Below are 14,322 nucleotides of genomic sequence, written 5' to 3'. Positions count from 1 at the left end.
TCGACTTCGGCCTTTAGAACCGTCAGTCCTGGAGTGTGATCCGTCATTAGGAACTTAAGCATTAGTTCCGGAAGCAAGAGTTGCGTGAAATAGCGGTCAAAGCAGAGCAAGTGTTCGGACAGCCATGTCTTCGGGTACATCGGTCACTTCTACTTCGCCGGTGCCAGGCTAAGCAGACCGAATCCATATGCCTTCTGCGGCCCGATGCCTTTTCGAACTGCTTCGCGCAATCTCTCGGGATCGGTGACGATTAGGACGCCATCGAACTGGACGGCCCCCAGCGGCTTCTGGTCCTTGCCGCTTTTGGACTCATACCAATAGACGCGGTCGAAGGCGACGTTTGGGACGTCGAAGCCGCTCTCGTCTGCCTTTCGTTGAAGCCATGCAAAGATCTCCTCGCGATTCTTGAGCGACTTGCGCTTTCCTTCCTCGGGATGCCCGGCTTCGGCTATCCGCATGCTCGGTCGGCACCGGAGGCGGAATCGCAGGGGCATACCGTGTTGGAGTCCGGCAAGTTCAACTGGCTTTGGGTCGTCCGCGCTTTTCACGTAGAGCTTTTCACCGTCCAAGCAGCCCCAGTCGGGCGCGACGAGGCTCTGGACGAGCACGTGCACCTCTCCGGGACGCTCCGTGTCGGCCCGGAATAGGATACGGGCCTCGTCCGGGTTGTCGAACGCCTTGCAGATGGTGCGGTGGAGCTCGTACGGGTGATCGACCTCGCTCCGGACTCGCGGGTGCTTGGCATTCAGAATCAGGCGGGAGAGAAACATGGGGGATCCACCTCCAGGTGTCGGCAGTTTCGGAAGTCGTAGAATCGAAGCCGATTGATGCGCAGTGCGTCTTGGCGCTCAAGATTCCCTGTTTCATCCTCGATATAGGCTTCGAGTAGCCCCTCGGCGGACTTCGGATGACGAGGATGGCTCTTCACCGCATCTGCGATGCTTGCGTAGGCGCATTCAGCACAATCTTCAAGGATGGGACGTATTGGAGGGCAGCTCTTGCGACCAAGGAATAGCGGCCACCGCGGGGCGCGAAGGGCTTGCTTCAAGTGTGCCGCAAGTTCCCCTTCCACAGCTAAGGCCACCAAGAAGGCAGCGTCATGAAGATAGCTTCGAGGCGAGACGATCGTAGCTGGCCCATGGGTTCGCGCTGATTGAAGGGTCTTCGCAACGCCGCCACTGTGCTTGAAGCCTCCAGCCGCAGTCCGATGGTATCCCGTCACGGTGTGATAGTCCGTTGAGATGATCCCGGGCCGGTCGATCCGGACGCCGAAGCGAATGCTACGGTCAAGGCTCTCAAGTCTTTGGTTGCCCCGCTCAAGCCCGAGGGCGCAGCCAATAAGGCCAACGACTCCGGACTTGGTGGGTTCCGGCCGCGTATCGCGGACGTCCCATCGAGAGCGCGTTCCCCATGACTGCATCGGTCCCTCAAGCCAAAGAATCAAGATTTCCTCAGCCACTGCGCACGACCGTCTCGAGTTCGTCGAGGATCACCTTGAGAGATTCAGCCGAGCGAGTTCCAAGAATATCCAGCTCTCCGCGTTTGGCCAACAACCATCGATTGCGCGCTTCCAAACCATACATCTTGGCCAGGGTCTCGGCCTCTTCCTTCAGCTTGGTGGCGGAGTTGCCTTCGAGCCCTATATCCTTTTTGGGATCAACGGGGACGGAGAAGGCGTTGGCATAGCTCACCGGAAGATTCTGGTCGCGGACTTCAATCCAGACGAGGGAGGGTGGTTGGTGGGCGGCAAACGAGTTTTGCTTCCCGCTTGGCGTGACCCGGCAGGCGGCTTCGATCAAGGCCTTCGTTGCTTTCGCGGCCGTTTCCCTGGCATTCCTCCTGTCCTCGTCCGTCGCAGGTCGCTTGAAAGCCTCACCGGTGAGGTTCTCAATCAGCCCTTCCACGTGGACGTTGAAGTACTTGTAGTAACACGCGGAGTTGAACTCGACATCACCAATCATGTCTGCACCTGCACCGGCTCGGTCGTCGGCCGTGCGCTCAAGGTCGTCGACGGCGGTGAAGTAGTCAAACTCGTGATCGACCTTGTGGGTGCTGATGGCGTGAGCAAATTGGGACGACGCCTCGACATTAACGAATGCTTCGCTGGTGACCATTCTGCCGAACAGGGCGAGGTCCACTGTGACGGGTCGAAATCCCTTGTCTTCCGCCTCGTTCTGCAAGTCTTTCGAGGCAACTTTTTCGAATGACGGCACATCCTTAGCCTTCAAAGCTTCATCGGCAATAACTTGGGCGACCGCATCGACGTCTTGCTCACTCAGAAACATCGTTTGAGCCGTGCGGAAATGCCCGCTGTCGTTGGGCTTGGTTTCTGTTCCTTTTTCGGTGCCAAAGCCGCTCGCTTTCTTCGCTCCGATCGCGGCTAGATCGTCCGAGAGCCCCAATGCCTTTAGCTTGCTGCGGACCAGTTCAGGGAGGCTCCGCGTTCTTGTAGCCAGGCTCTCCCCGAGGATCGTCGCGAAAACCTCGGATCTCCGGATCGAGCGTTTGATGCACTGGCTCGAGATGCGTGCTCGCTTAAAGCCACCGAACACGGCTTCCTTTGGACTCCCTGTGTCGTCGCGGTTGAGATTGCTGGGGGCATGGTTCTGCAGAATGTGGATTTCAATCAGCATGGTTTGTTGTTTCTCCTTTGGTTTTGGTCGCGGCGCTGTCGGGGCGCTAGTCGGCGAAAAAGTCTCGTGCCCACCTTTTTTGTGAGTGCTTCTCGGGGTGGCTCCAGAATTTGAGATCAACCAAGAGTTGGGGCCAATCGACGCCGACCCCCTTGGAGGCGGCGTACTTGACCATCTGCCTTAGGCGATAGGGTAGGTCACCGTCGCCGGTACATGGGTCGTAGTCGGCGTCGAGGAGGATGTGGAACCGCCGTTTGATCGATTCGCTCTCTGTTCCGGCAATTGCCCTTCTCCACGTGACTCCGAAGTTGCCTTCAAGGCGATGCCCTTTGGCACGGATAGTCGCGGTGGAGTATTGGGCCAGCAAGCTCGCAACCAGAAAGGCGACCGGCTCCGGGGCAACTCCGTGGATAATGGCGTGAAGCCATGGGCACCGACCTTCCACGGGGTCGCGTTTCCCGCATCCTCGGCGCAATTCCGCCAATTCTCCGGGATCGAGTTGCTCGACCCGCTCGATAAACGCTTGCTCGCGTGTCTTCTCTTCGGTTTTCATTCTAGGATCTTCCTAAGGTCTTTGGTCAGCATGGCTCGAGCGCGGACGTGGCGTTCAAGGGCGTCGGAGTCGGCGTCCATGTCCTTTGCGGCCGACTCGAACTGTTCCTCAGCAATCTTCCGGATGGCCTCTCGCCAGGGGTTGCGGGCACCTTCGATCATGCTCGGGGTATCCGGTGCGTTTTCGGGCAACTCGGCTAACCGCGACATTAATGGGCCAAATTCTCTTTCCAGACGCAGCCAGAACATGCGTTCACAGCGGCTTGTCGTGCAACCTAGCGGGTCTTTTTTGCCCTTGGCCCCCCGAGGGTAAAGGGCTCTTAGCCCGTCTCGTAATGCTCCCGAACTAGAATTCGCCTTTCCCAATTCCTCCATCAAAACCGCAGCGAGGCGAACATGCAACGCAAGTTTGACTGGAATATGCAGTACGGATCGTTGCCACTCGTAGACCTTAGCCTGGTCAGTGCGCCAGCCATAGTAGCGGATGACGCAAATTGGTGCTTTAAGGGTCTCTAGGGCGGTTGAAACAACTTCAGGACGTACGAACTTCCAATTCCGGGAATCTCGAGAAGTACCCTTCCCCATGACTCCAAGGGGGCCAGCATCAACCCACAGAGGTAATCGTTCCTCAAGGCGATAGTGTCGAACCTTGTCGTCTCCGAAAAAAACTGCGCACGAAGGGTCAACCCATGTACGAAGACTCTTTAAGCCCTTTACGTTGTGCATCTGCTGTATACGTTCGTCGCTAGGTACCAACCTAACAAATCTACATGGCCAAGTAAACGATTGAGTTGGAGTCGTTCTTATGGGCTCGGCGCATAATGGCGTTCGCCAGATAGGGCCAATGTTACGCTCATCCTGATCTGTAAACTGATTGCTGGGCATTGGAAGGTTCAGCACAACGCTCTCAAAGAGGCTGTGGCCAATGGGCAGAGAGTAAAGTGGTGGGTCACCGACGATTGTTCGCGGGCTCCCGGTCTTGACCTTGACATTAAACGGGCTTATTGCCACAAGAAGTCGTGCTGCCTCGTCGTTTGAAAGCCCATGTTGGTCTTGGTCTCCGTGTGCAAAGTGAGTGACATTAGCACCCGTCGGCAGAAGAGGGTACGGATCGAAGACCGACTTCTCCTCGCCCGACGCTTCACCGGATTGCATGAACGGCCGATCCGGGTGAAACAGGTCGAACACTTCGCCACAGTCGTTCGCGTACCTACCCAGCAAGTCACAGTCGAACTTGCCAGCCGCGATTAACTCGTTCAAATCAATTGGATCCTCAGGTCTTTTGTCCGCCATCACCAGCGCGTCCAATACGAACGCAACAAGCAACCGGTAGAGTCCGAATTCGATGATCGGGGAGGGGTCGCGAATCTCTCGAATCTCATGGGCTTGCCCGAGGCATGGAAGAATCCCGAGATTTTCCCTCTTCCCGTCTAGTCGAATGACGGGAATCCACGGCTCCGCAAGAACGTTAAACGTGGGTCGGTTCATCTCTCCCTTCCGGCCAATAGGCCAAGTTCCGCGTCATAGGAGACGCAATAAACGTTGCCATTCTTGTCGCTGCCCTTCCAGACTCCGGTAGCGTCCAGGGGAAGCAAGAGAACACCTCTCATTCGTTCATTTCCCTCCACCGCTCCACCATGTCCATCGCACGGAGAATGGAGGGGCAGATATCGAGCAGTTTTCACTGCCCTTCGGTAAGCCTCCTTAACTTCGCAGACACGCAACTTACCAGCCTCCAAGCGGGGCAACTCATCCAGGCTTGCGAGGATGGTTGTTCGGTCGCTCGCGCCAAGGCGTGTCCTGGCTCGCCAGCCATTTCCATCGTCGCTATCATCCCCGGCGGGCGTGTTGTCAATGGGGCGAAAAAATCTGCGGCTTGGTTCTTTCAGGGTTGCCGTTGCACCATCAGCTTCTTCCATCGCCGTTTCTTTGTCCCAAGCAAGATCCGCACGTTGCACCTCGGGCCAGTCTGTATATGGACAGTCCCATATTTCGCTGCCGTAGGTTCGTTCCACTAGTTGCCGAAAGTCCCTTGGAAGTTCCGCTTGACAAGTTCCCGAGAGGATCGCGACAGTTCTCAAGAGCGGCTTCTCAGCGTATACATAACCCGTACCCCCGAAGTCTTGCAAGTCGGGGGAAGGGGTCAGAACGTGGAGAAGCGGTTCATCCTTCCTCATTCGATGTCGATGTAACCGCCCACTCCTTTGTAGCAAAAGATCCATCGGTGCGATTTCGGAGATCATATGGTCGAAGTCCACGTCGAGGCTTTGCTCAACCACCTGTGTAGCCACGAGGATGAACTTTTCAGGGCGGTTGCTCCTTTCCTTCCCAAAGAGCTGGATGACTTTGCTGGCAATCCTCTCCCGATCCTCGGCAGTGAACCGAGCGTGAAACAGGAGTTTGGGAACCTCGGTATCGAGGGCCGCGTACACCGCCTGCGCTTGCTTGACCGTGTTGAGAATCACGCAACAACAGCCGCCGCTTTGAACCAGCGACTTCGCCAAAGTGGCCGTTGCCTTTGCATCATTCAGCTGGCCAGAGTGCGTCACAAAATTGAGCGTGCGCAACGACGAAGCCCGCGGCTCAATCGTCTTCACGCTTTCGCCGGGCTGCGCAATGGTAATGAGCGGATACGGAGCCTCCGGCCAGATACCTCCGCCCATCGCGCCATAAGCTTTGATCATCGCATTACGTTGCTTTGTCGAAAGCGTTGCGGAAAGCAGCACAACCGGGATCTTGAGACAGGCGCACCACTGCAAAAGGCGACAGATGATCGCGCTCATGTATGCGTCGTAGGCATGAACTTCGTCGATGACCAACACCCGGTCGGCCAACCCGAACAGCCTGAGGAAGCCGAACTTGACGTGCATTCCCGCCAGCATCGCCTGATCTACCGTACCTACGCCGTGCGCGGCAAGTATGGCCCTTCGTGTAGGTCGGAACCAAGCTGCCGCAAGAGAGCGATCATCGCCCGGTTCCCCGACGTTGGGAGGGTTCTCAGGCTCGACATCGTCACGTAACCACGCCATCCCGTGGATGAGGTGCGTGCCTTCGTCACGGCCAAGGTTCTTGAGATAGTCGTCTTTGTATCGCCTAAAGAGAGAGTCGCTGGTGGCCATCGTCGGCAGTGCCATGAAAACACCATGGTAACCGTACTTTCGCCACTTCTCCGCTAAGATCCAAGCGGCTTCGGTCTTGCCTTCCCCCATGGGCGCTTCAATGATGACGAGGCTGGGTGGAATATCCGAATCAACCAGTGCTTTCTGGAGGGGGCGTGGTGTACCCACAACGTCGGAAGGCTTTCCATCTTCCTGCTTGCGGACCAAGTCCAATTGCAGGACCCAAGCTGCAGCTACCTCTCTGGCTTTCATAAGATATTCAACAGGGTTGTCAATCTCCTTGAGTTGGTCGTCTAAGTAGAACTGCTCATTGCTCGCGATCCAGTCGCAGAGGACAATGTGCCCGGCGAGACGCGTGCCGAAAGCGCTATGGCCATCTCCTTCGATCACTGGCAAGTGGAGCTCATTGAGACCGAGGGTGCCCTTCAGCAGCTGATACAGCTCGTGTTGAGCATCCTTATACGGCGCTCCGACTCCCACCTCTTCCCAATAGCCGTGGTGGGCGAGGATGGCCCGCCCGATCGTATCAGCATCTCGCTCAGAGCACCCCGATTCCTTCAAATTGGAGCGGACAAACTTTGCCGACAACTTCTCGTGTCGGCAGCGAACGTCAGCCGTGGCTGGGAAACCTGCTTGTGTTAATCCCCCCGACAGTTCGGCGACCTGGTGTTGGAAACCAGCGTCCGCCTTGCCAATATCATGCAGGCCCACGATCAAAGCCACCTGCTCTGGAGTCCACCCCCATTTTGACAATGGATTAGCAAGGCACAGGCTCACCGCCGCCGCATCTAGGAGGTGTTTCCAAAGCGGATGGTATGGCTTGCTCTTGGCCCAGAGCAAGTCGATCTTCCCTGGAAGCCCAGCCGGTACTTCCCCGATACCTATCCAATCTCCCATATTAGGATGAGCTCCAAAACTTGACCATCGTATCATGGCCTAAGATGGTTCTACCAGAAATGGAAGAGTGGAGGGACTTATTTGCAACCACATACCCAAAAAGTTTTTCACGCCCTGCTTAAGTACAAAGTCGGAAGAGCAAATTAAAGGCTGGTAGAATCGTCAACGTTTGGGAGATCGGTCACATCGCAACTAGGGAACTGTCTTGTTTGCGTCTTCCCGGCGGCATCGCAAGTGTAGGTTGCTCGGTGGCCGAGGGCGTTTTGCTTGGCGACCTTCCGGCCGGCGGCATCGTAGGCGGACATCGAAACATAGCCCCGCGCATCCATGGCCGTGACCCACTGTCCCCGAGCGTTGTAGCCCTGCGTCGTCCGGTAGCAGAATTGGCCCTGGTAGGCGATGGGCCGCGAAGCCGCATCATAGATTATCTCAGATACCGGCAATGACAGCTACTTGCCAATTGCAGAGTATTGGTAAACATTACCGTCAAACGTGCTTATCTGAACATCGATTACTTCACTTTGCCTATATTCTTTTACAGTAAAAATAGTTATTTTTTTCAAAAATAATATTTTGCAATCAACTACTTTATATGATTGAATGGCTCCATAAATTGTATCTATTTGATCAATTTTCTTTCCCAGGCTGACGGGAATGTCGGCTGAGTTGATTTTTGAATCATTATAAAATGACACAAGTGAGATAAAGTCGCGCTTAGTTTGAATTGACTTGACATTACTAGTGTAGATTAATAGCATGGCAATCACGAGAAGTCCCGCCATGCAGAAGAGAACGTAAATGCGAAACTCACTTTTCACTTCTAACCTCTGTAGAAGCCTGATGTCCAGCCATTTGCGCAACGTTCTCCAAGAAGCCCTCCATACGGCCCCCCCTCGACGCATGCAGACTCCAGCACCCAGTAAGTGAAATCCACACAATTATTCCCGAGCGCGGCGTAAGTATTAGAAGATCTGTCTGCCTTATCGATACAATTACAAACTGCTGACGCAAAACGACAAGCATCAGCACTGTTTCGCCCCCAGACTGCTCGAGCGCAATGTACCCCCGGTATATCCGATGGCAACGAAATGTAACCCTTATCGCTAATGTATCCTTGCCCTACAATTACATTTCCTCGAGGTTTGTCAAAAGTGGGCATTAAGCCGCCGCTGCAACTGTGAGTTGTCCAATATCTATTTTCAATGCTGGCATATATAAACCTATGACCTGGACGAACGCCGAACCATTTGCCAGGTTCAGTCTCGCATATGTATACAGAGCACTCTGGATCACTCAATGTAGGACCCTTCAGGGGCATTGTAAGAGCGACTGATGCTGAGGTCATCATCCCGCTCGGATCGACCGCTCCCATCGCCCTGCCGTCAACATACCCGTATGCCGGCTCAGAAGGCCAGAGGGGATCCACGGTTGTCCAAGCCCCGGAGTTGTGGGAGTAGTGCCGAGCGCGGACGTAGTGCGAGTTCCACGAGTTGCCGGTTTGCCGGTACCCCCAGGTGCCACACCAGAGGAAGCGCGGATCCGGGGCGGAGCCCGCTTTCTGCCACACCGCACCCGAGGGTTTGTACATATAGGTATTGAGCACATTGCCTTTGCTGTCGGCGGTGGCCACCACGCTCCCCAGCCCATCCCGGATGTACATGATGCGCTCCTTTTCGGTGGTGCCAGATTCCATCAATACCTCACCGCCAATGCTCAAATATTGCTTTGCAAGTGCCACTAGTCGGTTTCTCCTAAGTATTCGCTACCATCCCAAACCAGGGTCGCCACTCCCGAGGCGGTGGATTCGCTGCGCTTCAGACCATCGCCACTAAAAGTATACGTCGCTATCTGGTTGTTGTGGTCCACAATACTTGCCATCCTGTTCTCTTTGTCGTAGGACATCGTCACTATGCCGAAGTCCGCACCGCCGTCGATCCGGCCCTCGATCTCCACCAGATTGCCGTTGTCGTCGCAGGTGTCGGTCGTCTGAACCGAGATGGTTGTACGCTGGCCGTCCAAAGACAATATTCCTAAATGGCATGAAATCGTTGCCATTGCGGCGAGATTGTCTATATTTGGATAAATATCTGCGTGGTGATATCTATTGACAAGATAGTCGAACAATTATGTCATAGAACTAAATCATTCAATTCATTTCCTATTGATTAAGTCCGAATTATTCATGGTTTATCCATTCATCAGCTGCCTCCTTAATTTCATGACCTAGGACCCCTTTATCTTTGGCAATATCGTATATTCTAACAGCCTGTGATCTAGCCCCTAAAATGCTATACCATCGAATCAACAATGCAAAGTCGTGGGAGGAATACCGACCAGATTCAATATTTTCCTCAGCCAATTGCATAATCAACAATATGTCCGAACGAGGGATAGTGCTTAACTCATACGATTCCGACATCCGCTCTTCGATATCCGAGATCCTGGCTGCTCTCGTGAAGTGATTAGCTGTAGTAATTCCCAAAATAAATGAGAACAACGATAGAATAATTATCGCTATACAATTCTTAATATTCACGACTATCGACCTCTGCAATCTAGCCATACAAGAGGGTCGCAATTATCGAGGTAGGGAAACTCAGGCTTAAATTTGGGAATAATCACTCCTTTCTTATTTCGAGCAAGCAGCTTATCGCATTCCGATCTGGGGTTTGGCTTCTTATAGGGGCACTTCTCTAGGCATGCATTACTGCACTGTTTTTGGGAATCAACAGCATTTTTAATTGTTTTGGCAATTGCTTGCCCGAATTTACAATACTTATTTCTTGCATCTATGTACTGTTGCTTTCCGGGATTCTTTAGAGTATTTTGTAGATCTTGCATGGCCTGTGCGCAACCTCCTTTGGCAAGTACATCCAATACACAGCAGGCTGTGCAATGTGCGTAGCAGGCATTGCATTTGTGAGGCAAAAGAGGAAACCATTCATTAAATATGCCAAAAGCGCAGCCACGGCACGCCTCCGGAAAGCTGTGTGGAGCTACATATTTTTGCTTTTGCTGTTTTTGTAAACCCGTAGCATCCACCGCGCTGGTGACCCTCCCCCCGGCGTAGCCATAAGCCATCTCTCCAGGGAACAGCGGATCCACGGTTGTCCAAGCCCCGGAGTTGTGGGAGTAGTGCCTTGCCCTCACATAGTGCGAATTCCAAGAGTTGCTGCTTGCCCGGTAGCCCCAGGTGCCACACCAGAGGAAGCGCGGATCCGGGGCGGAGCCCGTTTTCTGCCAGACTGCACCCGAGGGTTTGTACATATAGGTATTGAGCACGTTGCCTTTGCTGTCGGCGGTGGCCACAACGCTCCCCAGCCCATCCCGGATGTACATGATGCGCTCCTCTTCGGTGGTGCCAGACTCCATCAGAACCTCACCGTCAATGCTCAAATAGTTTGTGACCGCCATGTTAGTCTCTCCCTTGCAGGTATTCGCTGCCATCCCAAACGATTGTTGTCCGCCCGGAACCCGTGGCCTCGCTCCGCTTCAAACCATCGCCCGAGTAAGTGTACGTTGTCCTTGCCCCAGAATCCAAATCCAAATCCAGGCGGTTTTCTTTGTCATAGCTCATCGTGATGCTTTTGCCCCCGCCTGGCCAATCGCCCCAAACCCGGATGAGGTTGCCGTTGTCATCAAAAGTCTGGGTGGCCAGCCCTGCATCGGTAGAAATGGTGACGGCCTGGCCCGCCAGGTTGTACGAATAATGCGTGCTCCCCTGCTCGGTGGAGAAGGTCCGGTTGCCCGCCGCATCGTATTCCCAGAAGTAGTCGAACGTCGCCGGGCCGCTGGTGTTTTGCTCGGTGAGCCGGTCCACAGCGTCGTAGGTGAACGTCCGCAAAACCCCTGATCCCGTCCTCCACAACCTGGTTGCCCAACACTTTGTAAACGAACCCCTGCGTTTTGGCAGAGAATCCCATGCCATGCCATGCATTGAAATGGTTAGCTATTGTTCACCAAAAAATAGTCTAAAAAACTATTTTTTCTTAAATTCAACCAATCGTTTTCCGTCTCTAGAAATTTGAAATACACGTCCATGAATCCGATAAAATGTCACTAAGTATTCGCCTTCCTTATTACCTCTCGAAACCCCGCCGATTTTCTCCATTAACTTAAGTTTTAAGCCCGTGCCACGGACAACAAGTTGATCTGCAGTTGCAACCGTTATTTCCAGTCGGTCACCAAAAAAAATGCACTCTTTAGTTTTGGTGTTAAATGAAATGGCATAGTCTGAACGGCTAGCTTGCCCGGGCACGGGTGCTAATCCTGATGCACTTTCAGTAACGACATATTCGCCGTCCCAGTTGTTCGGATTTGGTTGACAGCCAGAGGCGGCAAAGAGAAAGAGCAAGATCAGCGAGGGCAAGATGTTTGAATCAAAGTCCCTTTCATATTGAGTATCCATTTGATTTACTCCTTCAAAGGATCTCCAAGTTTTCCAAGATCATCCAAGTTGGAGCCGACCCAGAGAGAACCTAAATACGATGCGAAAAACCTGCATTCATTTACACAGCCTTCGCCCAAAGATGACTTCTTACAACAACTTATACAACTAGATAGGACAATTGAGATTACGTACGGCGGAACAACTCCGTCTGGAAAAGTCGCCAAATAATCAAGCCCGCTCTGCGACCCCTCTTCCAGACAATCGTCCGTTGTTCTTTTTTCTATGTAAGGGGATATTTCAGGTCGCTCCACCCATCCTTTTGGAAGTTGAGGTTTCCTTCTTGGAGCAATAACCCCACCGCCTGGAGGAGGTGCAAAAATTCCTGGGCCTGGAATTCCCTTGCATTTTACATAATAGTCTCTGGCTAGTTCATCACAACGGCTTGCACAATTTATTTGTAAATACATTCCACCATCGTAGCACCAATTGCAGTAGAGAAATATATACCTGTTCCATTCATCTGTACATTTTGTGCCGCACTCATCAGGTATGCGGAAATTTCCCCCTAGCCAAGGTTTTCCTCTGGGCCTAACATTCATCCCACTCGGATCCGCGGCTCCCATCGCCCTGCCGCCGACATACCGGTAAGCCGGCTCAGAGGGCCAGAGCGGATCCACCGTTGTCCAAGCCCCGGAGTTGTGGGAATAGTGCCGAGCGCGGACGTAGTGCGAGTTCCACGCTGAACCGCCTGCCCGGTACCCCCAGGTGCCGCACCAGAGGAACCGCGGATCCGGGGCGGAGCACGTTTTCTGCCAGACTGCACCGGAGGGTTTGTACATATAGGTATTGAGCACGTTGCCTTGGCTGTCGGCGGTGGCCACAACGCTCCCCAGCCCATCCCGGATGTACATGATGCGCTCCTCTTCGGTGGTGCCAGATTCCATCAAAACCTCACCGTCAATGCTCAAATAGTTTGTGACCGCCATGTTAGTCTCGCCCTTGCAGGTATTCGCTGCCATCCCAAACGATTGTTGTCTGCCCGGAACCGGTGACCTCGCTCCGCTTCAGACCATCGCCTGAGTAAGTGTACGTTGTCCTCTGCCCGTTGTGGTCCACTATGCCCGCCAATCTGTTCTCCTTGTCGTAAGCCATGGTCACCACCCCGAAGTCTGCGCCCCCGTCGATGCGCCCGTCTATCTTCACGAGGTTCCCGTTGTCGTCGTAGGGGTATGTCGTCGGGGTCGAATACCAGTGCATCAAAATGCAGTGTCTGAAGGTGTGGCAATAGCAACAGGAAACAATTGATAACCAGATTCGTCCACTCCGATTTCCAACGAGACATTGATTGCTTCATCAAGTGAATCTATCAAGGATAAACCGAATTCTGACTGCTGATATTTGTTTAGAAAGGTATTTACTAATTCATACCCAACGATAGACCAAGAAGTCCAGCTTACTACTTCGGAGGTATCTGGTAACTTGTAATTTTCTGGAAGTGCATCCCACTGGCTCTGATTAATCTCTCGGTCTTCTCTCAGCGCAAGGATGAACTTTTCGCGTTCTATAGCTAAAACTGCTATTATTTGAATTTCAAGACTGGTAATTTTCGCGCTGAGACGAGCTGTGTTTTCCCAAGTATTTATCAAGCCAACGAGGTTATTTTCTACAAGTGAATTAACATAGGCTTTCGGCATGATGTTATCATCGCTCGTAAAGCTAGCAGTTTCTGCGCCAAGCCTTAGCAATGGTTGACCAAGGGGGCGCTTCAACCTAACATCATAGCCTATTAATTTCACGCAATTAATCCTCCCAAGTAGCTGGGTCATATATGGGCACAAAATCCCCAAAACAGTCGAGCGGATCTCTACGTACTGGTTGACATTTGCAGTCGGGTGGGAACGCCTTTCTATGAATAACATGTGTATGAAGTCCAAAACAAGTCCCCGGTCCTTGCCGCCAAAACATTGAAAAGTGGCCCTTGTCAGAAGGATTATTAAATTGGACTAAGCTTGGACAATCAACCCAGGCGCACTCTCTCGGGGCTTTGTCCGGAGACGGTGTGGGCCATGGGAAATTATGAGGATAAAAATCGTTTGGGTCACCGGGAGCCAAATTCGGCGAGACTGGTTTACGAATGCACTCTACTTTGCGAGCAGTTTGGTACTGCACAACCCAAGGGTCTGCGGGAAGTTCTTGTGGGAAAATCGCCTGCCACCATGGCGTTTTGGAGGCAGCACCTGCTAAATTCTCACCCAATTGAGTAAGTGGCCCGCAAGGCTTTCCTACTCTATAGTTGCAGATTTCATAACAGGACCAAGCTATAACGACTAATGAGCATGCACCAACTGCAAAGCCACCTGCAGACAGGCCCGAGACACCCGAACTAGTGCCACCAGGGAGAACCTCCCAACCTGGCGGAATCAGGCTTCCACCAGGAACTGGAGGTCCTATTGGCGTCGGCATTGGAAGAGCCATCCCACTCGGATCGACCGCGCCCATCGTCTTGCCACCCACATACCCATATGCCGGCTCAGAAGGCCAGAGGGGGTCCACGGTTGTCCAACTCCCCGAAAGCGGGGCATAGTGCCGCGCCCGGACATAGACCTTGGGCCAGGTGCGGCCGGTTTGCCGGTAACCCCATGCCCCCAGCCAAGTGAACTTGTAGCCATCGCTATTAATGGCCCAGCCAGAATACAAACCCCCATAAGGCGAATAGCAGCCATCCGCGCAG

At 53.3% G+C, this 14,322-nt stretch carries 15 protein-coding genes; all 15 read right to left on the bottom strand.

The window, feature by feature from the left end; all coding sequences use genetic code 11:
* Positions 1-149: 149 nt before the first annotated feature.
* Positions 150-770: a type I-E CRISPR-associated protein Cas6/Cse3/CasE gene (cas6e, locus tag JNM28_02960; protein ID MBL8067384.1), complete on the bottom strand. Its 621-nt coding sequence runs from the start codon at positions 768-770 to the stop codon at positions 150-152.
* Entirely contained in the window at positions 752-1,444 is a 693-nt protein-coding gene (gene cas5e / locus JNM28_02955) for a type I-E CRISPR-associated protein Cas5/CasD (GenBank protein MBL8067383.1), read from the bottom strand. The genes cas6e and cas5e overlap by 19 nt, the downstream gene beginning before the upstream one ends.
* 7 nt (positions 1,445-1,451) lie before the next feature.
* Entirely contained in the window at positions 1,452-2,633 is a 1,182-nt protein-coding gene (gene cas7e / locus JNM28_02950; GenBank protein MBL8067382.1) for a type I-E CRISPR-associated protein Cas7/Cse4/CasC, read from the bottom strand.
* 46 nt (positions 2,634-2,679) lie between these two features.
* On the bottom strand, positions 2,680-3,186 hold the full coding sequence (casB, locus tag JNM28_02945; protein MBL8067381.1) for a type I-E CRISPR-associated protein Cse2/CasB: 507 nt from the start codon (positions 3,184-3,186) through the stop codon (positions 2,680-2,682).
* The gene (casA, locus tag JNM28_02940; protein ID MBL8067380.1) at positions 3,183-4,673 is read right to left on the bottom strand and encodes a type I-E CRISPR-associated protein Cse1/CasA; all 1,491 of its coding nucleotides are present in this window, start codon (positions 4,671-4,673) and stop codon (positions 3,183-3,185) included. Before casA ends, casB begins: the two co-directional genes overlap by 4 nt.
* Positions 4,670-7,144, bottom strand: coding sequence for a CRISPR-associated helicase Cas3' (gene cas3 / locus JNM28_02935; protein MBL8067379.1), 2,475 nt, complete (start codon positions 7,142-7,144; stop codon positions 4,670-4,672). The genes casA and cas3 overlap by 4 nt, the downstream gene beginning before the upstream one ends.
* A gap of 200 nt (positions 7,145-7,344) precedes the next feature.
* Positions 7,345-7,644 carry a hypothetical protein gene (locus JNM28_02930; GenBank protein MBL8067378.1) on the bottom strand — a complete coding sequence of 100 codons (300 nt, stop codon included), beginning with the start codon at positions 7,642-7,644 and terminating at the stop codon, positions 7,345-7,347.
* 6 nt (positions 7,645-7,650) lie between these two features.
* Positions 7,651-7,983, bottom strand: coding sequence for a hypothetical protein (locus JNM28_02925; GenBank protein ID MBL8067377.1), 333 nt, complete (start codon positions 7,981-7,983; stop codon positions 7,651-7,653).
* Between the two features lie 955 nt (positions 7,984-8,938).
* Positions 8,939-9,256, bottom strand: coding sequence for a hypothetical protein (locus tag JNM28_02920; GenBank protein MBL8067376.1), 318 nt, complete (start codon positions 9,254-9,256; stop codon positions 8,939-8,941).
* 483 nt (positions 9,257-9,739) lie between these two features.
* On the bottom strand, positions 9,740-10,615 hold the full coding sequence (locus tag JNM28_02915; GenBank protein ID MBL8067375.1) for a hypothetical protein: 876 nt from the start codon (positions 10,613-10,615) through the stop codon (positions 9,740-9,742).
* Position 10,616: 1 nt separating this feature from the next.
* On the bottom strand, positions 10,617-11,069 hold the full coding sequence (locus tag JNM28_02910; GenBank protein ID MBL8067374.1) for a hypothetical protein: 453 nt from the start codon (positions 11,067-11,069) through the stop codon (positions 10,617-10,619).
* Between the two features lie 111 nt (positions 11,070-11,180).
* Positions 11,181-11,609: a hypothetical protein gene (locus tag JNM28_02905; protein MBL8067373.1), complete on the bottom strand. Its 429-nt coding sequence runs from the start codon at positions 11,607-11,609 to the stop codon at positions 11,181-11,183.
* Positions 11,610-11,614: 5 nt separating this feature from the next.
* Positions 11,615-12,577 (bottom strand): hypothetical protein, encoded by a 963-nt coding sequence (locus tag JNM28_02900; GenBank protein ID MBL8067372.1) that lies wholly within the window; start codon positions 12,575-12,577, stop codon positions 11,615-11,617.
* A gap of 1 nt (position 12,578) precedes the next feature.
* The gene (locus JNM28_02895) at positions 12,579-12,848 is read right to left on the bottom strand and encodes an RHS repeat protein (GenBank protein ID MBL8067371.1); all 270 of its coding nucleotides are present in this window, start codon (positions 12,846-12,848) and stop codon (positions 12,579-12,581) included.
* Positions 12,848-13,360, bottom strand: coding sequence for a hypothetical protein (locus tag JNM28_02890; GenBank protein MBL8067370.1), 513 nt, complete (start codon positions 13,358-13,360; stop codon positions 12,848-12,850). Before JNM28_02890 ends, JNM28_02895 begins: the two co-directional genes overlap by 1 nt.
* Positions 13,361-14,322 lie beyond the last annotated feature (962 nt).

This window comes from Armatimonadota bacterium (assembly GCA_016789105.1).
Classification (GTDB): domain Bacteria; phylum Armatimonadota; class Fimbriimonadia; order Fimbriimonadales; family Fimbriimonadaceae; genus UphvI-Ar2.
This window is presented reverse-complemented; position numbering and strand designations above follow the sequence as displayed.